This window comes from Hyalangium versicolor (genome assembly GCF_020103695.1).
GTDB classification, from domain to species: domain Bacteria; phylum Myxococcota; class Myxococcia; order Myxococcales; family Myxococcaceae; genus Hyalangium; species Hyalangium versicolor.
In genome coordinates this window covers 129,833-148,628 of sequence record NZ_JAHXBF010000014.1, presented here as the reverse complement: position 1 = coordinate 148,628, position 18,796 = coordinate 129,833, and the positions used below count along the sequence as shown (strand labels likewise).

Here is an 18,796-nt window from a genome sequence, read left to right as displayed (position 1 = left end):
GCCCGAGACGCTTCAGGTGGCCTGGATGGCATGGTTCCCGCCGCTGGGTTTCTGTAGCCTCACCCACCCTATGGAACAGGCCAAGACGATGGTGCATGTCCTCCACGAGCAGGCCACGCGGCACGAGCACCGGCCGGCGCTCTGGAGGCGGCGGGGCAAGACGTACGTTCCCACCTCCTGGCGCGAGTACGCCCAGCGCGTCACCCGGTTCGCGCTCGGGCTGCTCAAGCTGGGCTTCAAGGCCCAGGGCGTGTTCGCCATCCAGAGCTTCAACCGCGAGGAGTGGGTGGTGGCGGATCTGGCGGCCATGGCGCTGGGGGGCGCGCCGGTGGGCATCTACACCACCAGCAGCGGGGAGCAGATCCAGTACATCCTCGAGCACTGCGAGGCGGAGTTCGTCCTTGTGGAGAACGAGAAGTACCTCTCCGGGGTGATGGCGCTCCAGGAGCGGCTGCCCCGGTTGCGTCACATCATCGTCATGGATCCGCCCGAGAAGCTGCCCGAGGGCGTGCTGCGCTACGTGGACGTGCTGGAATTGGGCACTGGCGCGGACGAGGGCCCCTACTGGGAGCGCGTCAATGCGCTGCGGACGGACGGGTTGGCGACACTCATCTACACCTCGGGGACTACGGGGAATCCCAAGGGGGTGATGCTCAGCCACCACAACCTGGTGTGGACGACGGAGAAGCTGATCCAGGCCGTGCACTTTGGCGAGGAGCGGCGGCTGCTGTCGTATCTGCCGCTGTCGCACATCGCCGAGCAGGTCCTGTCGATCCACGGTCCGCTGCTCTTGGGGGGACAGGTGTTCTTCGCCGAGTCGTTCGACTCGGTGCCGCAGAACCTGAAGGAGGTGCGGCCTACCTTCTTCTTCGGCGTGCCTCGGGTTTACGAGAAGTTCAAGGCGAAGGCGGAGGAGGGCTTCCGCGCTCAGCCCGCGCTGCGCCAGAAGGTGGTGGCGTGGGCGAGAGGGGTGGCCACGCAGTACCACACGCTGGCGCTGCGCCACGAGAAGGTGCCCGTGCTGTTGGAGGCGCAGTACCAGCTGGCCCGCAAGCTCGTGTTCGCGCCGCTCCATGAGCGCATCGGCTTCGACAAGGTGGAGTACTTCTCCGTGGGCGCGGCGCCGATCGGGAAGGACGTGCTGGATTTCTTTGCCTCGCTGGATCTCATCCTCCGCGAGGTGTGGGGCATGTCGGAGCTGACTGGACCGGGGACGCTCAACACGGTGGAGGCCACCCAACTGGGCAGCATTGGCCGGCCCATGGTGGGGGTGGAGGTCCGCATCGCCGAGGATGGGGAGATCCTCGTGAAGGGCGGCAACGTGTGCCAAGGCTACTACCGCGAGGCCGCCGCCACCGCGCAGCTGCTGGAGGATGGCTGGTTGCACACGGGGGATGTGGGCATGCTGGACGGCGAGGGCTTCGCGCACATCACCGGCCGCAAGAAGGAGATCATCGTCACCTCCGGCGGCAAGAAGACGGCGCCCGCCACCATCGAGGCGTTGCTCAAGGGCATCTCCCCGGTCAGCCAGGCGGTCGTCATCGGCGATCGGCGCAACTACCTGGTGGCGCTGCTGACGCTGGAGGCGGAGGCGGCCAAGAAGCTGGCTCGGGAGAAGGGCTGGCCCGAGGATGTCCAGGCCCTGGCCAGCGATCCCCGTCTGCGCCAGTACCTGGAGCAGGCCATCGAGCGGGACGTCAACCCGCTCCTGGCCCGCTTCGAGACGATCAAGCGCATCTCCATCCTCCCGCGGGACTTCAGCATCGATGAGGGGGAGATGACGCCCACGCTGAAGGTCCGCCGCACGGCGGTGGAGAAGAAGTACGCCTCCGTCATCGACGCGCTGTACGCGGAGGGCGCCGCCCACTCCGCCGAGGCCCAGTCGGGCTGAGCGGGAGGGGAGGGGAAAGCAAAAGGGGCGGGGGACTGAAGTCCCTCGCCCCTCGAATGCCTCAGGCCACGGTGTGGCGCGCCGGGACTACTTGGCGGCGCGCTTGTCCATGGGGACGTACTCGCGGCGCTTGGAGCCGGTGTAGATCTGGCGCGGACGGGCGATCTTCTGCTCCGGATCCTTCACCATCTCCTCCCACTGCGCGCACCAGCCCACCGTGCGCGGAATGGCGAAGAGGACGGGGAACATCTCCACCGGGAAGCCCATGGCCTCGTAGATGAGGCCCGAGTAGAAGTCGACGTTCGGGTAGAGCTTGCGCTTGACGAAGTACTCGTCCTGCAGGGCGATGCGCTCCAGCTCCAGGGCGATGTCCAGCAGCGGGTTCTTGCCCGTGATCTCGAACACCTCGTCGGCCACGCGCTTGATGACCTTGGCGCGCGGATCGTACGACTTGTAGACGCGGTGGCCGAAGCCCATGAGCTTCTTCTCACCCTCGCCGCTCTTCACCGCCTTGATGAAGTCGGGGATCTTCGACACGTGGCCGATCTCGCGCAGCATGCGGAGCACGGCCTCGTTGGCGCCGCCGTGCAGCGGGCCGTAGAGGGCGCCGATGCCCGCGCTCACCGCCGAGTACGGATCCACCTCGGACGAGCCCACCGTGCGCACCGACGTGGTGGAGCAGTTCTGCTCGTGGTCGGCGTGGAGGATGAAGAGCAGATCGAGGGCGCGCTCCAGCGTGGGGTGCACCCTGTAGGTGGCCGTGCCGATGCGGCGGATCATCGCCAGGAAGTTGGCGACGTAGGACAGATCATTGTCCGGGTAGATGTACGGCAGGCCCATGCTGTGGCGGAAGGAGAACGCCGCGATGGTGGGCAGCTTGGCGATGAGCCGGGTGATCTGGATGCGGCGGCTCTGCTCGTCCTTGGTGTTCTTGGCGTCCGGGTAGAAGCCGGAGAGCGCCGCCACCGTGGAGGCCAGCATGGACATGGGGTGCGCGTCGTAGCGGAACCCGTCCATGAAGGTCTTGATGTTCTCGTGCACGTACGTGTGGTGCGTCACGAGGTGGATGAACTGCTCGAGCTCCTTGGGGGTGGGCAGCTCGCCGTTGAGCAGCAGGTAGGCCACCTCGAGGAACGAGGACTTCTCGGCCAACTGCTCGATGGGGTAGCCGCGGTACTCGAGGATGCCCTTGTCGCCGTCGATGTACGTGATGGCGCTGCGACAATTGGCCGTGTTGAGGAACGCTGGGTCGTAACCCATCAGACCGAAGTCTTCGTCACTGGCCTTGATCTGCCTGAGCGCGTGGGTGCGAATACAGCCATTCTCGATCGGGACCTCGTACGTCTTCCCGGTCCGGTTGTCCGTGATCGTCAGCGTGTCCTTGGGCATGGGCAGGAGATTTCACGGGGAACAGAGTGCTTTCAACAAAAAAGATAGGCCCTGGCATGCCCCCGACACTGCGACTTGAAGGATCATTCAGTTAGGCGTACACCCACCCGTTCCACCTGCCGCCAGAAGCCCGGAAAACTCTTCTCCACGCACTCGGGGCCGGTGAGTGTCAGCTTCGCCCCAGAGAGGATGGCGAGGGTGGCGGACACCATGGCGAGCCGGTGGTCGCCCTTGCTGTCCATGGCGAAGTGGGCAGGCGGGGCGGCGGGCGGGGTGAGGGTCAGCGTCTCTCCGTCCAGAGTGGTAGTGCCTCCGTAGGCGGCCACGAGCGTCCGGATGCCCTCCAGCCGATCGCTCTCCTTGAGGCGGAGGATGCCCACATCCGTGAGCGTGGAGGGGCCCGGGAGCACACAGGCAAGCGCGGCGAGGGTGGGCAGCAGGTCCGGGCACTCCTTGCCGGAGGCGACCAGCCCGGCGCGGGCCTTGCCCTCCATGCGCATGGTGAGGTCCGGCCCTGGGACGGGCGTGAGGCCCGCGGGCTGGACGAGGCACAGGATGGCCTGGTCCGGGTGGGCGCTGGAGGGATCCGCGCGCTCCACGCTGCCGCCCGTGCGCCAGGCGATGAGGAGCAGGTAGCCCAGCGAGGACCAGTCTCCCGGCATCGGCGGAGCGCTCTTGGAGGCCTGGTGGGCCGTGACGGTAAAGCGCGAGCCGGTCTCCTCCACGGTGAAGCCGAAGCGGCGCAGCCAGGAGACGGTGAGCTCCAGGTAGCCGGCGCTCGTGAGCGTGCCCTGGATCTCCACGCTCCAGGGGCGGTGTTCACGCAGGAACAGGGCCGCGCAGCCCAGCAGCAGGCTGGAGGCGTACTGGCTGCTCTGGTCGCCGGGGACCCGGAACACGGGATCGGCGGTGCGGGTGGGGGCCTGGATCTCCACGGGCCAGGGCTTGCCCTCGGTCAGCTTCAGGCCCGCGGGCCCCAGGGCCTCCTGGAGCGACTTGAAGAGCGGGCCATGGGGACGCTCGCCCAGGCGCGGCGTGCCGGTGAGGCGCACGTGGACACCCGGAGTCACCGCGGACTGGGTGACGAGGATGCGGAACGGGGCGCCGCCGTCCGCGCAGTCCACGTCCCGGACGGGGCCGGCGGGCAGGCGCAGGGCGTCCACGCCTCGTTTGAGGACGCGGACGTCGGCGGGCAGATCGGACTCGGGCTCGGACTGGAGCGCGGCGAGGGGCCAGTGGCCCGTGTGGTGCGCGAGCACCAGCGCCCGCTGCGCGTCCGACTTGGACACCGGGGGAGTGAGGCTCGCGGGCTTGAGGTGGGAGGGGTCGACGTGCAGCTGGCTCATGGGCGGATTCCCTGCTTCCAGGCGGGCCAGAGGTTGCGCCAGGTGGCTTCGGAGACGTCCAGGATCTCGAAGCTACCGATGGCGGTGAGGAGGATCATGCGCAGCTCGCCGGACTTGCCGGCCTTCTTGTCGGCGGCGAGCAGCTCCACCACATCGCCCAGCGGCGTGCGGCGGATGAGTGAGGCGATTCGGTCCCGGCCGAGCACGCCGGGGCCTTGCTTCAGCGCCTCTTCGACCTGGGTGGCCACCTTCTCGGGCGTCACGCCCATGGCGCGGCCGACATCCAGCGCGCAGAGCATGCCCAGGCCCACGGCATCTCCGTGGGACAGCTTGAATCGGGACAGGCTCTCCAGCACGTGGCCGAAGCTGTGACCGAAGTTGAGCACCCGGCGCAGGCCTGTCTGCTCATAAGGATCCTGCGAGCAGACGCTCTCCTTGAGCCGGCGCGCGTCCTTCACCAGCTTGTCCAGAGCGGGCGCCTTGCGCATGTAGCGGCGGAAGAGGGGACCGTCGAGGCAGACCACCATCTTCCAGGCCTCGATGGCGCCCTCGCGGTGCTGATCCTCGGAGAGCGAGGTGAACAGCTCCGGGCAGATCCACGACTCGTCCGCGTAGTGGAAGACACCCACCGGGTTCTTCACCACGCGCCCGCGCAGGGTGAGATCCACCGCTCCCTTGCCGCCGAGGCTGCTGTCCACCGCCGCCAGCAGGGTGGTGGGGACCTGCACCAGCCGCACGCCCCGCTTGAGCAGGTGCGCGGCCACCGTGGCTACGTCTCCGAGGGTGCCTCCGCCCACCACCACCAGCGTGCCGGAGCGGGGCAGGGACAGGCTCTCGGAGAGCACCTTCTCCAGGGAGGCGAAGTTCTTCGCCCGCTCGCCGCCGGTGATCTGGACGATGGCGCGGGGGTTGCGCGCTTCGAGAGCGGGGATGAGGCCCGGGTGGAACCCGACCACCGTCTTGTCTACGACGGCCAGGCTGCCCTCGGGCAGGCGCTTCGACAGCTTCTGGAAGGAACCCCAGTGATCGACTGCGGGCTTGTACGCGCCGGGAGGAAGGAAGCTCATGCGGTGTGGTGGAAGGCGTTCATCTGCAGGACGAGATCGGCGATCACCATGGAGACCATCGCCTCGAGCACCGGCACCGCGCGCGGCATGATGCACGGATCATGACGGCCGCCCTTGGCGTGCTCCGCGAGCGTGGCGGGAGGCTTGAAGAAGGCGCGCAACTGCATCGGCTCGCCGTTGGCCAGGCCTCCCTGGATGCCGCCGTACATCTCCTTCTGCGAGTGGAAGACGCTGCCGGGCTGCTCGATGCGAGCCAGCAGATCCGGCGGGCCCCACACGACGCCTGTCACCGCGCCCACGCTCCCGAGCGCTTGCGCGATGAGCGCCTTGAGCTTGCCGAAGATGGGCTCACCGAGCCCCACGGGCAGACCCTCGACGCGGATGTCGATGGAGCCGCCCAGGCTGTCTCCGGCCTCCTTGGCCGCCAGGATGCGCTTGGACATCTCCTCGCGCACCACCGGATCCGCGCAGCGTGTGGCGTGCGCGTCGACCTGCGCCCGCGTGATACCGGGCTCCGGCACCGCGGCGACGAGGTCTCCCACCTGCGACACCCAGGCCACCGTGCTCACCCGAGGCAGATCGCGCGCCAGGAAGGCCTCGGCCACCGCGCCGCCGATGACGCGGCAGAGCGTCTCGCGCCCGCTCGTGCGGCCGCCGCCCCGGTGATCGCGGTGCTTGTAGCGCTCGCGCCACACGGCGTCCGCGTGGCCCGGGCGGTCCACCGTCTTCAGCTTGTCGTAGTCCCCCGAGCGCTGGTTCGTGTTGCGCACGATGGCTGCGATCGGCGTGCCCAGCGTCTTGTCCTCGAAGACTCCCGAGAGAATCTCCACCTGATCCGGCTCGGCGCGGGCGGTGGTGATGGAGGACTGTCCCGGACGGCGGCGGTCCAGCGCGGCCTGGATCTGATCCCGGGTCAGCGGAACGCCGGCGGGACAGCCATCGATGATCGAGCCCAGCGCGACGCCGTGGCTCTCACCGAAGGTGGTGAGGCGGAAGAGGATTCCCAGAGTATTCATGTCGCAGTCTCCCAGAGTTCGCGCTGGCGTCGGGCCTGCGCGATGAACCACGCAGCCCCCAGCATGACGGGTGTGCCTCCTCGGCGCGAGATCTCCTTGGCCACGCGCCGGCCGGGGGCTCCATAAGCAATCACCGCTACGCGGGCCCCGTCGAAACGCAGTTCCTCGGGGGCGGGGATCCGGTCCGGCCAGGTCCACACGCCAGCGCCCGAAAGCGGCTCACGGATGTCCGCGCGTTTGAGGATGCGCAGCTGGCATCCTACGTCTCCCGCCACGGAGCGCAGGGCCGCGGTGGAGCCTCCATCCCCGAGCACGAACGCCTCTCGCACCCCGAGCCGCTTCAGGACAGCGCGTGCCCCCTCAACGTCGGTGTTGAAGGACTCCCAGCGGGTGCCCCGGCGCACGAGCGTGTTGATGGCCTCCAGCGGAGAGCGGGTGTGCCTGGCCAGGCGCAGCTTGAAGGGGCTGGTGACGGCGAAGCCGGCGTAGTGGGGGATCAGCGCGTCGACCAGCTCCTCGACGGGACCCTCCTCGGGGATGTCGATGCGATCGAAGGGCTGCCTGTGGATGCGGGGCGATCGCGAGTGGACGATCGAGGTCCCCAGGATGCCTCGGCGCAGGCTCGTGGCTGTTCCCGCGGCGCGAGCCTCGCGGACCGCATCATCCAGGAGCCGCTGTCCGGGAGCCGAGTTCCAGTTGCCTCCGGCCGCCAGGTAGTCGAGGGCATTGCGCTGGGCGAGCACGGCGCGCACCGGGAGCGCCACCGGCCCCATTCCGAGCACCGTCACCCGGCCGGCGCCGAAGCGCTCGATCAGCCGGGCCTGGGTCTCCAACAGCTCCGGGATCCGCGCCAGGGAGCCGAGCGGCTCGACATGCTTGACGAAGGCGTTCCTGGGCAGATCCTGGTTCCAGAGCGCGAGGGCCTCCGCAGTGGAGAGCGGGCGCTCGGCGTGGTGCGAGGCCACCAGCTTCGTCGGAGGCGCATCGACGGACACGGTCACATCCCGGTCCACGTAGGTGGAGGCTTCGACCCAGAGCGGGGGAAGAGGCTGTCCCCGCTCGGAGACGAGCAGCGGCAGCTCCCGGGCCAGTGCCGGGATGTCCACGGCCGTGGGCGCGTGCAGATCCGTCCGGATCTCGAGGACGTTGGCGCCCCGGTGGCGGATCTCTTGAGCAAAGCGCACCGCTTCGGCTCCGGAGAGCGTGGGAGGCAGCGTCACCACTCGAAGGGCGGAACTCATGAACCTTCCTCACGCCAGAAACCGCGGAGGAAGTCCACAAGAGGAATGGAGGGGACACGGGCGTGCAGGGCCTCGCGCTCATGGAACACTGAAGCGATCTCCTCATCCAAGGAGACGCCGGGCCTCAGCCGGGGACGGGAGCTGTCGGCCAGCAGGCGCTCCCGGTACGTCTCGAAGGAGATCGGCACGACGAGGGTGAACATGCCTTCCAGGGCGTCCGGGTGGTGGGACAGAAACCCTCCGCCCACGGACACCAGGCTCCCAGGAGCGATTCCCAGGAGGGCCTGGCGCTCGGCGGCTCGGAACGCTTTCGGATCCTCGGCCACCCAGGTGCGCAGCGAGCGCCCCGAGGACTTCTCCAGGCTCTTGTCGAGGTCTATCCCTTCTCGTCCGAGCAGCCGCGAGAGCAGGGGGAGCACCCGGGTCTTTCCCGCGGCGCGGTGTCCCGCGATCACGACGGTCTGCCCAGGCGCGGGGAGCGTGCCCGGCGCCTCCTGGGTGAGCGCCGCGTGCAACTGGTGGCGCAGGCGCGGATCGAGGTTGTCGAGGACTTCTACGAGGATGAGGCGCCGCGCATCAGCGGACTGTTCCGACATGGGCGTAGGATGTCCCAAGCGTCGTCGGATGGGCTACCCATTGTCGCAAGTTGGTGCTCATCGCGTTCCCACAGCTGGGACGGGCGAATCCTTCCAGAGGAAGCGGTCCACGGCGCCCAGCACGGCGGGGAGCCGATTCATCAAGTCCTGGAAGCGCTCGGGCGTGAGCGCCTGGGCGCCGTCACACAGCGCTCGCTCGGGCCACGGGTGTACCTCTACCAGCAGCCCGTCCGCGCCCGCTGCCGCCGCCGCCAGGGACATGGGCACCACCAGCCCCGGATGCCCCGTCGCGTGCGAGGGATCCACGATGACGGGCAGGTGCGAGCGCTGCTTCACATACGTCACCGCCGCCAGATCCAATGTGTTACGCATCGCGGTCTCGAAGGTGCGAATGCCGCGCTCGCACAAGAGGACCTGCTCGTTGCCGCCGTCCAGCACGTACTCCGCCGCCAGCAACCACTCCTCGATGGTGGCGGCCAGCCCGCGCTTGACCAGCACCGGCTTGCGCACCTTGCCCAGCGCGCGCAGCAGGCTGAAGTTCTGCATGTTCCGCGCGCCCACCTGGAGGATGTCCGAGTACTCCATCAGCAGCGGGATCTGGGCCGTATCCATCACCTCGCTGATCAGCGGCAGCCCGTGGCGCCGGCCCGCCTCGGCCAGCAAATGCAGCCCGGGTTCACCCAGCCCTTGGAACGCATACGGACTGGTGCGGGGCTTGAAGGCGCCGCCGCGCAGCACATGGGCTCCTGCCGCCGCCACCGCCGCTGCCGACTGCTCCGTCTGCTCCGCGTCCTCGACGGCACAAGGGCCCGCCATCACCACGAAGCCGGGGCCGCCGATCTCCACCCGGCCCACGGTGATACGCGTGCCCTCGGGGCGCACCTCTCTCCGCGCGCGATTCGGCCCCGTCTTGGAGGCACCCTGAACGCCCTGATCAGTCCCCCTTCCGCCCACATGGCCTCCACGGAGAAAAGCTCGCTGATACAAGTCCACTGCGTATACACATTTGTAAGAAATCGAGTATTACGAGAGACACCGAGGTCAACGCAAGGTTTGCGGCATTCACGGAGAACGTGCCGATAATGAAGCTCCACGCTGATCAGGCCGAGCGCTGGGTGGCGGAAATGGCCCTGCTGGATGCGGCCGATCCGCTGGCGGGCGCCGCGGTGCTGGGCGAGCCCTCGTTCTATTGGGAGCGTTCTCAGACGCAGGAAGCGGTGGCGGGGTGGGGCGAGCTGTCCGTGCTGCAAGCCCACGACGCGGCCGAGGCCATCCACATCCTCGGGATGCTGGGCTCGAGCATGGAGCTGCGGTGGATCGGGCAGAGCCCCGAGTGGATCCCCGGCCCGTGGTTTGGCGGGATGCGCTTCGATCTGACTTCCCCCAGCAGTGAGCCGTGGAAGGCGCACGGCGTGGCGCGCTGGACGCTGCCCGAGCTGCTGGTGTGGCGCGTGGGCAAGCAGCTCGCGGTGATGGTGCTGGCGCCGTGGCGAGGGGGAGGGGAGGAGGCTGGGGTGAGCGCCCGGCTGAAGCAGGTGTGCGACAGCTTTCCGACCCGCTACTACCATCCGCGGAGCGAGCCGGTCTCGCTCGAGCTGTCGGCCTCTCGCGAGGACTTCGAGGCCCGTGTCGGCGGCGCGCTGGAAGAGATCGCCTCCGGGCGGCTGCGCAAGGTGGTCATGGCCCGGGCGGTGGAGGCCGAGGGCTCTCGGCCCTTCAACCGGGTGGACGTGGTGGCGCGCCTGCGCGAGCAGAATCCGCGCTGTGTCACATTCATGTTCCACGCGCCGGGAGGCGTGGCATTCCTGGGCGCCACGCCCGAGACGTTGTGCCGAGTGGACCGGCGGACGCTGGAGACGGAGGCCCTGGCGGGTTCCGCGGCGCCGACGCTGGCCGAGGGGCTGGGCGGCAGTGACAAGGACCGCCGCGAGCACGAGGCCGTGGTGGACTACATCCTCTCGGCCCTCAGGCCCCTGGCGGTCCGGGTCTCCGCTGACTCCTCCCCGTCGCTTCTGCCGCTGAAGAATGTGGTGCACCTGCGGACCGGCATCCGCGCCGAGCTGCGCAACTCGGTGAGCCCGGCCCATGTGGTCCAGGCGCTGCACCCGACCCCTGCGGTAGGGGGCGTCCCCCGAGAGGCGGCGCTGGGGTTCCTGCGCCAGGCCGAGGCACTGGATCGGGGTTGGTACGCGGGGCCGGTGGGTTGGGTAGGGCCAGCCGGAGCCCATATGGCGGTGGCCTTGCGCTCGGCGCTGGTCCGGGGCTCCCACGCCCGGCTCTTCGTGGGAGCGGGGATCGTTCAGGGGTCGAGCCCCGAGTCCGAGTGGCGCGAGACGGAAATCAAGAGCCTGGCCATGCTTCAGGCCCTCTCGGGCTCGAGTGCAAAGCGCTAACGCGGGTGGTGCGGATCGGGGGAGGCGGGCATGCGGGCGCACCGTGCTGTTGCTCTCCCGTTGCCCTTGGGCGGAGGCCCTGCGGCGGAGTCTGGGTAGGGGGGGCCTTACTTGACTCGCTCGCATTCGGTAATGTAATCGGCTTTGTTACCTGAGGAACATAGGGGACGGGTGTGCGACCCCCTCCTCCCACTCTCACGGCTCAAGGACACGAACAGTGCTGAAAAAAATCCTGATTGGGCTCGTCGTTCTTGTCGTAGCAGCGGCAGGCGGCTTGTTCTTGAAGGCCAGCTCCAAGCTCTCGACTTTGGTGGATGACACGCCGCTTCCTCCGATTCATGCGGCGACCGATCCCCAGGCGATTGCTCGTGGCGAGCACATCTTCAAGAACATCTGCTACGACTGCCACGTCCAGGACAGCAGCAACCACGCGGCGGGCGGCACCATGCCGGACCTGCCCAAGCCCTTCGGCAACATCACCTCGGCCAACCTGACGGGTCACCCGACCGCGGGCATCAAGGACGTCCCGGACGAGAAGATCGCGCGCGCGGTCCGCTTCGGCGTCGCCCGCGATGGCCGTCGCCTGGTCGTCATGCCCCCCTTCAAGATGTCCGACGAGGATCTGTCGGCCGTGATCGGCTTCATCCGGTCGAATGACCCGCTCTTCACCCCGGACGAGCGGCCACAGCCGACCCCGCAGACCACGCCGCTGGGCAAGTTCGCCCTGGGCATGGGCCTGGCGCCCGTCCCGAACTGGCCGGCCTCGGGCATCCAGGCGCCCCCCAAGGGCCCCACGGTGGAGTACGGCTCCTACCTGGCCAACGATGTGTACGTGTGCTCCGAGTGCCACACGCCGGGCCACGACGGCGACAAGGCCCGCGGGCCGGACGCCTTCAAGGGCGGCTTCAAGTTCTTCGACACACCGCAGGGTGGCATCTACTCCACCAACATCACCTTCCACGAGAAGGCGCTGGGCGCGTACACGCTGCCGGAGTTCGGCCGCGCGCTGCGCGATGGCATCACCCGCGACGGCTTCGCGCTGCGCGCTCCGATGATCCGGGTGCGCGGCCTGGACGACGTGGACGCGGAGGCCCTCTACAAGTACCTGCAGAGCGTTCCCAAGTCCGACGCGACCCTGCCGGATGACGCGGCGCCGCGCGTGAAGGCCGCGCCCCAGAGCGAGAAGCCCGAGGTGCTCTTCGTCCAGCTGGGCTGCGCGCTGTGCCACGGTGAGGGCGCGAAGTACCGGGCCATGCTGAAGCAGTCTCGCGGCAAGTCCAGCGAGGAGGTGGCCAAGTGGATCCGCAACCCGGAGAAGATCCTCCCGGGGACCCAGATGCCCACCTATGAGCAGCTGCTCGATGAGCCGCAGGCCGTCTCCCTGGCCTCGTGGGTGCAGCAGCAGGCCGCCAACATTCCCTGAGGCATGGTCCTTTCCCGGAACCTCCGAGTCACCCACCATCCATGAAGCGATCCATTCTGTTCCAAGCCGCAGTGTGCGCACTCCTGGTACCGATGTTGGGGTGCGATTTGCTCAAGGTGTCTGACTCAGAGAGCACCGGCGGACGAGGGGCCAAGGTGTTCGACCCCTACCAGTCGGCGGCCTCGGGAGCCATTCGCCTCAGCCTCCAGATGTTCAACGGCTGCGCCATCCTGCCCAACGGGCAGATGGCGGCGAAGAACTCCGCCACCTTCTTCCCCTATCCGGACAAGTGCCCGTCGCTGGCCTCGCCCCTGGATGAGCCCACCAAGACGCTGGTGGATCCCACCGGCCGGATCCAGATCCAGGCGAACACGACGTACTTCCTCAACCAGTTCACCGTCACGGACACGGTCGTCGACAAGCACACGACGCCCGGCGATCTGTCCGCCGCGATCTCGTGGATGAAGAACGAGTCGGTCTTCAAGAAGCTGGACTGGAGCAACCTCAGCCAGGTGTCGGACGAGTGGAAGTTCCTCCCGGCGGTCCCTGGCGCCACCCACGACTCCTGGGCGCGCCAGGTGCTGTTTGACAACGCCAACTGGCGCACCGCCACGGATGACTCCTTCACCATCGAGATCCTCGACTTCGATGGTGTGGTGCGTGGCGAGCCGGTGACGTACGCGCGCTCCGAGTTCCTCGCGGACTCCTGGTCCGCGGGCCACTCGCGCATCATGTGGCGCATGGAGAAGGTGATGCCGCCGGTGGCCCCTGGCGATCAGGTGGCGCGCCCGATTCCGCAGGTGCCCGGCTGGCCGCCGGAGCCGCCGCTGTTCCGCACCATGGTGCGCATGGACGCCATTGGTAGCACCAACCCCTTCAAGACGTTCAAGGTGGGCGATCTGCGCGGTGACGGCACCATCAAGATCACGTGGAGCCAGATGAAGGACTCCCCGTTCTACTTCCCAGTCACCTACGTCAACCCGCAGGACGTGCCGGCCACGTGCACCGATGACTCGGGCAACGCCAAGCCGTGTGGCTTCGGTCTGGCGCCGCGCCTGACCATGGCGGCCCCCGTCAACGGCCTGGACTACTACCAGCCGGGTGAGCTGCTGGATCTGTTCGTGGACGTGCGCGACGGCGAGGGCAACCGCCTCCACCCGGCGGACACGTTGCCCAGCGGTGCCGAGGTGTCGAGCAACAACGCCAACGGCTTGCTCTACGCGCTCATCCCCCTGCTGGACACGGTGATGGACTACGACATGGTGCCCGCGGTGCAGATCGCCGGCCCGCTCCAGGACATGCGGGTGCGCAGCGATCCGACCGCTCCGGCGCAGTACTTCGGTCCGGACTTCTTCTACGCGCTGGCGGATGAGCCGGCCACGGTGCACCTGCCCACGGGCATGAACACCATGAAGTGGCCCACGCGCATCTCGAAGACGCTGCCCAAGGACGCCAAGGCCGGCACCTACGTGGCCCTGGTGAAGAACAACCGCTACTTCATGGGTGAGCGCACCTCCAAGCTCAACGCCTTCTTCTTCCAGGTGGGGCAGTCCGAGCGCACCTCCTACCCGGGCGACGTGGGCAACTGCCAGATCTGCCACCGAGGCGTGCTGTCGCTGGACAACCTGCGCCACGGCCTCTCGGTGGATCACGTGGAGAGCTGCAAGGTGTGCCACATGTTCAACAACGACTTGTACAACCGCCCGCAGGAGTTCATTCACAAGATCCACATGACGTCGTCGCGCTACCCGGCGAACAAGAGCGACTGCACCATGTGCCACCTGACGAAGCGGAGCACGCTGCGGCCGAGCATCACCCTGTGCGCCTCGTGCCACCCCTCGGCGCATGACAACCAGTTCTTCCAGGCGAAGTTCTCCAGCACTGGCGAGCCCAACCGTTTCGGTAACTGCGCGCAGGCCTGCCACGTGAACACTCCTCCGAAGTCCCACATCCTTCCCTCCACCGAAGGGTTGTAAGCGCCGCCATGAACCGAACCTTTCGCAAAGCAGCCCTGCTGGGAGGGCTCCTGCTGGGAGCCGGCTGCACCTCAGACAACGCGGGTCCGCCGGAGTCCCCCTTCATCCCGGTTCCCAAGGTCACCCAGTACCAGCCGAGGACCTCGCGCGTCTCCGGGTTCGCGTGGGACCCCGAGGCCTGGTTCATGAACGTGGCCAACTGCGGCAACTGCGGCATCCCGCCCTTCATCCTCGACAACAGCCCGCTCTTCCTGCGCTCGTCGTTGAAGGGAGCCACCGTTCTTCCGTTCGATCCCACCACGGGCGCTCCCGCGGCGGATCCCGTCCAGGCGGACGACGGGGGCTTGTGGACGCTTCCGTCTGTCGCCAGCCGGACGTACGCGCCGTACTTCATCACCGCGCTGCCGACGGGCACGCTGAACCCGCCGCCCTTTGGCCCTCCGCTGCCGGCCATTCCGTCGGGCGGCTACGTGCCGACCGTGACGCTGCGCCCGGTCTTCACGCACAACAGCATCTGCGCCGTGCAGGAGGCGGCCAGCCTGAGCACCGTTGGTATTCTCGAGGCGGTGGCCAAGCACCTGTCCGTGGTGGATGGGACGCCGACTCTCGTGACGGATCTGCTCAATCCGGGCCGGTTCGCGAACGTGGCTGTCTTCTGGCTCTTCCAGCCCGGTTCGCCGCTGCTGCGTGGACCCGCGGGTGACACGACGGTCGAGGCCTCCGCCGGACGGGTGCTGCACATCGACTGGGCTCCTCCGGGAACTCCGCCCGCGAACCTGCGCTCCACGCGCGGCTACATCGTGACCGATGCGGCGACCAGCCCCCTGGGCATCACCGTGGTCCTGCTGGCGGCCAGTGGGACTCCTCCTCCCGTGATCCACTACGAGTTCAAGGACACGGCTCCGGCGGATCCGGTGACTGGCCACCCCTGGTTCTTCCCTCCCATCGATGCTCCGCCGACGCCGACCGTCATCAACTACTCGTCGACCCAGCTCTGGCGCGCGGATGAGCCGAACGGTCCCGCGGGGCCGACGCCGCCGTATCTCTGCCTGCCGCAGTAGTTCCGGCCGTGGCCCGTGCTCTGGAGCCAGGATGCTCCAGGGCACAGTGGCTCGCCGCGACGCGGGGCCTGGGAGTGAGCCAGGCCCCGGAGATTTCCGACGAACGCTAGGCGAGCTGCTGCTGGATGGCGCCCACGTCCAGCCAGGCGTTCTCGCGCGAGATGCGGCCGTCGCGAATCTCGAAGATGTGCATCAAGCGGAACTTCACCGGCCGGCCCTTGCCCTCGATGCCAAACGGCCGACCCACCGCGCGACACTCGTAGATGGCGTCATCGATCACGAAGGTCGGCGAGACCAGGCGGCGCAGCGGCGTCACCTTGTCCGTCAGCAGATCCGAGAAGAGCTGCTTGTAGAAGCCGGCCGCGGCCTGCTTGCCACGCAACGTCTCCGGCATCCCGCCCACATCGAATTCGATGTCATCCGTGTAGGTCGCCATGATGGCGTCGATGTTCATGGACCCCTCGGCCTTGAAGTGCTCGTCGACGATCCGGTTCGCCTCTGCAGCTGCCTGCTCCATGTCATCCTCCGGGTGAAAAGGGAGGCGGGTACGATAGATGAAGCCCCCCTCTATGAAGGAAGTAAAAACGTGACAGTACGGTAAATCTTGAGGGCTCTATGGGCTGAAACGGCCGAGTAGGGCACCTCGGAGGAACACTTACAGTCCAGGTTCAGGACACACAGTGCGTCAGCGGAATTCACGCGGTTTTGAACTCCGTGTGGATGTTCGACCAAACTGACGTAGAACACGATCGTCGGGCCAGCAGGAGCGGCGGCGCAGTCTCTGGCGTGGAGGCGGCGAACACGCTGAGGAGCAGATGGCGGACGTGAACCTCAATCAGTTGTGGGCACGGGCTCTGTTGGAGGAGCTGGTGCATGGTGGCGTCCGGCACGTCGTGGTGTGCCCGGGGTCACGCTCCACGCCGTTGGCGCTCGCATGCGCTCGGGTGGAAGGGCTGAAGGTCTGGTCCGTCATCGACGAGCGCAGCGCTGGCTTCTTCGCGTTGGGCGTGGGCAAGCAGACGCGCACGCCAGCGGTGGTGGTGGCGACCAGCGGGACGGCAGGGGCGCACTTCTATCCTGCGGTGATCGAGGCGGCGATGTCGAACGTGCCGCTCGTGGTGCTCACCGCGGACCGGCCGCTGGAGCTGCAAGGGTGGGGCGCGCCGCAGACGATTCCTCAGGGGCGCCTCTTCGGAGAGTTCTCCCACTTCTTCGCGGACGTGGGACTGCCCGAGGCGAGCGATGTGGCCCTGGCCCACCTGCGCGCCACAGCGGCTCGGGCCGTGGGAGTGGCGCTGCGAGCGCCTCGTGGGGCCGTGCACCTCAACGTTCCGTTCCGGGAGCCGCTGGCTCCCGTGCCCCAGGACTTTGGCGAAGAGAAGCTGTCCGCGATTGTCCGAGAGGGCCGAGCCGGCAAGGGGATCATCACCATTGCCCCGGCTGCGCGTCAGCCGGCTCCGCACGCGCTGGACGAGGTCCGCCGGCGGATCTCCGATACCGAGCGAGGGCTCATCGTCTGCGGCCCTCGGGACGAGGAGGACGGCTTCGCGGAGGCCATCACCGCGCTCTCGCACGCCACGGGCTATCCGGTCATCGCCGAGGCCGCTTCCCAGGCCCGTTACGGAGGAGGGGCCGGAATGCTCTCCTTCTATGACGCGATGCTGCGCCACGCTCCCTTTGCCCAGGCGCAGCGGCCGGAGCTGGTGCTGCGCTTCGGTGGAGGCCTGACGCCCAAGGTGCCGCAGCAGTGGCTCGACGCATCGGGCGCGCACACGGTGCTCTTCAGCGATGACGGTGCGCTCTTCGATCCCGCTCATCGAGCGGCGCAGGCCATCGAGGGCTCGGCCGTGGCCGTGTGCGAGGCGCTCTCTCGGGGGTTGTCTCGCGGGCTGGGGAGCTGGGCTCAGGGCTTCCTCCGCGCGGAGGGCCTCATCCGGAACGTGCTCGAGGCCGCGTTCGCCGAGGATGTCTCGCTGACCGAGCCACGCATTGCCCGCGAGGTGGTCGCCGCGCTCCCGTCGGGTGCGAACCTCTTCGTCTCCAGCAGCATGCCCATCCGGGACGTGGACGCCTTTGCGCCGGGCAGCGCCATGCCGCTCCGGGTGCTCGCCAACCGGGGCGCCAACGGCATCGACGGGATCATCTCCAGCGCGCTCGGGATGGCGGCGGCCTCGGGGCGGCCCACGGTGTTGCTCACCGGAGACCTGGCCTTCCTGCACGACGTGGGCGGACTGCTCACCGCGCGTCGGCACGATCTCTCGCTCACCGTGGTGGTGGTGAACAACGACGGAGGCGGCATCTTCTCCTTCCTGCCGCTGGCCGGGACGACAGAGCACTTCGAGCCGCTCTTCGGCACGCCGCACGGCGTGGACCTGTCGCACGCGGCGTCGCTCTACGGCGCGGAGTTCCACCGTCCGGATTCCGCTCCGGCGCTGCGCGCCTCGGTGAAGGTCGGGCTGGAGGGCGGGCTGCACCTCATCGAGGTCCGGACCGATCGGGCGCGCAACGTGGAGGAGCATCGGCAACTCTTCGCGCGGATGGCGGCTGCGCTGGGAGATGGACCTTGGGCGTGACGCTGGCCTACAGCACCTGGGGAGAGGGAACCCGGCCGCTGTTGATGTTGCACGGCTTCACCGGCAACCGCTCGTCGTTCGATCACCTGCGCCCGTTGCTGCACAGCGCGGTGAAGGCGATCGCGATCGATCTGCCGGGACATGGAGAGACGCCGCTGCCCCAGCGCAAGGGCCGCGAGGGCTTCATCGAGACGGTGGAGGCGGTGGTCCAACTGGTGGAGAAGCTCGGGTTGCCCTCTGTGGATCTGCTGGGCTACTCGATGGGTGCCCGGATCGCGCTCGGGGCCGCGCTCCACAAGCCAGAGCGCTTCGGACGCCTCATCCTGGAGAGTGGTTCGCCCGGCCTGCACCGGCGCATCGAGCGCGCGGAGCGGCGGGAGGCGGACGGCCGGCTCGGCACCCTGCTGCGCACCAAGGGGCTGGACGCCTTCGTGGATCATTGGGAGTCGTTGCCCCTGTTCCAGAGCCTCCAGCGCCTGCCTCCCGAGCGGATCGCCGGCCTGCGAGAGCGCCGCAAGAGCTGCACGGCCGATGGTCTGATGGGCGCGTTGGGGCGGCTGGGGCTCGGGTTCCAGCCGGACTACTGGCCGGAGCTGCACCGCCAGCGCCTGCCCACGCTGCTGCTCACCGGAGCGCTGGACGAGAAGTTCACGCAGATCGCGCGCAAGATGGCCACCGAGCTGCCCGTGGTCTGGCGGCACACGTTCCCGGACTGCGGGCATGTGCCGCACCTGGAGGTGCCGGAGGACTACGCGCGCGAAGTGCTCTCCTTCCTGCACACGCCCTGGTACGAAGCCCCCGAGTTCGAAGTCCACCTGTGAGTT

General features: G+C 68.1%; 15 protein-coding genes. 7 read left to right on the top strand and 8 right to left on the bottom strand.

What is annotated here, in order from left to right; translation table 11 throughout:
* The first annotated feature begins 25 nt into the window (after window positions 1-25).
* A complete protein-coding gene (locus KY501_RS28035; protein ID WP_309243001.1) occupies window positions 26-1,891 on the top strand; it encodes an AMP-dependent synthetase/ligase in 1,866 nt (621 codons plus the stop codon).
* A gap of 87 nt (window positions 1,892-1,978) precedes the next feature.
* Here KY501_RS28035 and KY501_RS28030 read toward each other — a convergent pair whose 3' ends face one another.
* From KY501_RS28030 to aroF, 7 genes are all read right to left on the bottom strand, one after another.
* Window positions 1,979-3,280 carry a citrate synthase gene (locus tag KY501_RS28030; RefSeq protein ID WP_224366532.1) on the bottom strand — a complete coding sequence of 434 codons (1,302 nt, stop codon included), beginning with the start codon at window positions 3,278-3,280 and terminating at the stop codon, window positions 1,979-1,981.
* Between the two features lie 83 nt (window positions 3,281-3,363).
* Window positions 3,364-4,626 (bottom strand): 3-phosphoshikimate 1-carboxyvinyltransferase, encoded by a 1,263-nt coding sequence (locus KY501_RS28025; protein WP_224366531.1) that lies wholly within the window; start codon window positions 4,624-4,626, stop codon window positions 3,364-3,366.
* Window positions 4,623-5,693, bottom strand: a complete 1,071-nt coding sequence (locus KY501_RS28020) for a 3-dehydroquinate synthase (RefSeq protein ID WP_224366530.1) — start codon at window positions 5,691-5,693, stop codon at window positions 4,623-4,625. Before KY501_RS28020 ends, KY501_RS28025 begins: the two co-directional genes overlap by 4 nt.
* Entirely contained in the window at window positions 5,690-6,709 is a 1,020-nt protein-coding gene (gene aroC, locus KY501_RS28015; RefSeq protein ID WP_224366529.1) for a chorismate synthase, read from the bottom strand. The genes KY501_RS28020 and aroC overlap by 4 nt, the downstream gene beginning before the upstream one ends.
* Entirely contained in the window at window positions 6,706-7,950 is a 1,245-nt protein-coding gene (locus KY501_RS28010) for a shikimate dehydrogenase (RefSeq protein ID WP_224366528.1), read from the bottom strand. Before KY501_RS28010 ends, aroC begins: the two co-directional genes overlap by 4 nt.
* Entirely contained in the window at window positions 7,947-8,546 is a 600-nt protein-coding gene (locus tag KY501_RS28005) for a shikimate kinase (protein WP_224366527.1), read from the bottom strand. The genes KY501_RS28010 and KY501_RS28005 overlap by 4 nt, the downstream gene beginning before the upstream one ends.
* 57 nt (window positions 8,547-8,603) lie before the next feature.
* A complete protein-coding gene (gene aroF / locus KY501_RS28000; RefSeq protein WP_224366526.1) occupies window positions 8,604-9,500 on the bottom strand; it encodes a 3-deoxy-7-phosphoheptulonate synthase in 897 nt (298 codons plus the stop codon).
* Window positions 9,501-9,628: 128 nt separating this feature from the next.
* Here aroF and KY501_RS27995 point away from each other — a divergent pair, with 128 nt between their 5' ends.
* The 4 genes from KY501_RS27995 (at window position 9,629) to KY501_RS27980 (ending at window position 15,399) form a co-directional block, all read left to right on the top strand.
* On the top strand, window positions 9,629-10,939 hold the full coding sequence (locus tag KY501_RS27995; protein WP_224366525.1) for an isochorismate synthase: 1,311 nt from the start codon (window positions 9,629-9,631) through the stop codon (window positions 10,937-10,939).
* Between the two features lie 280 nt (window positions 10,940-11,219).
* Window positions 11,220-12,362, top strand: a complete 1,143-nt coding sequence (locus KY501_RS27990) for a c-type cytochrome (protein WP_224366524.1) — start codon at window positions 11,220-11,222, stop codon at window positions 12,360-12,362.
* Between the two features lie 41 nt (window positions 12,363-12,403).
* A complete protein-coding gene (locus KY501_RS27985) occupies window positions 12,404-14,338 on the top strand; it encodes a hypothetical protein (RefSeq protein WP_224366523.1) in 1,935 nt (644 codons plus the stop codon).
* A gap of 8 nt (window positions 14,339-14,346) precedes the next feature.
* Window positions 14,347-15,399, top strand: a complete 1,053-nt coding sequence (locus KY501_RS27980; protein ID WP_224366522.1) for a hypothetical protein — start codon at window positions 14,347-14,349, stop codon at window positions 15,397-15,399.
* Window positions 15,400-15,505: 106 nt separating this feature from the next.
* Here the strand turns inward: KY501_RS27980 and KY501_RS27975 are convergent, their stop codons facing one another.
* Window positions 15,506-15,916 carry a nuclear transport factor 2 family protein gene (locus KY501_RS27975; protein WP_224366521.1) on the bottom strand — a complete coding sequence of 137 codons (411 nt, stop codon included), beginning with the start codon at window positions 15,914-15,916 and terminating at the stop codon, window positions 15,506-15,508.
* 298 nt (window positions 15,917-16,214) lie between these two features.
* Between KY501_RS27975 and menD the strand changes: the two genes are divergently transcribed.
* Both menD and menH read left to right on the top strand, forming a co-directional pair.
* On the top strand, window positions 16,215-17,972 hold the full coding sequence (menD, locus tag KY501_RS27970; protein WP_224366520.1) for a 2-succinyl-5-enolpyruvyl-6-hydroxy-3-cyclohexene-1-carboxylic-acid synthase: 1,758 nt from the start codon (window positions 16,215-16,217) through the stop codon (window positions 17,970-17,972).
* A complete protein-coding gene (gene menH / locus KY501_RS27965; protein ID WP_224366519.1) occupies window positions 17,963-18,793 on the top strand; it encodes a 2-succinyl-6-hydroxy-2,4-cyclohexadiene-1-carboxylate synthase in 831 nt (276 codons plus the stop codon). Before menD ends, menH begins: the two co-directional genes overlap by 10 nt.
* Window positions 18,794-18,796 lie beyond the last annotated feature (3 nt).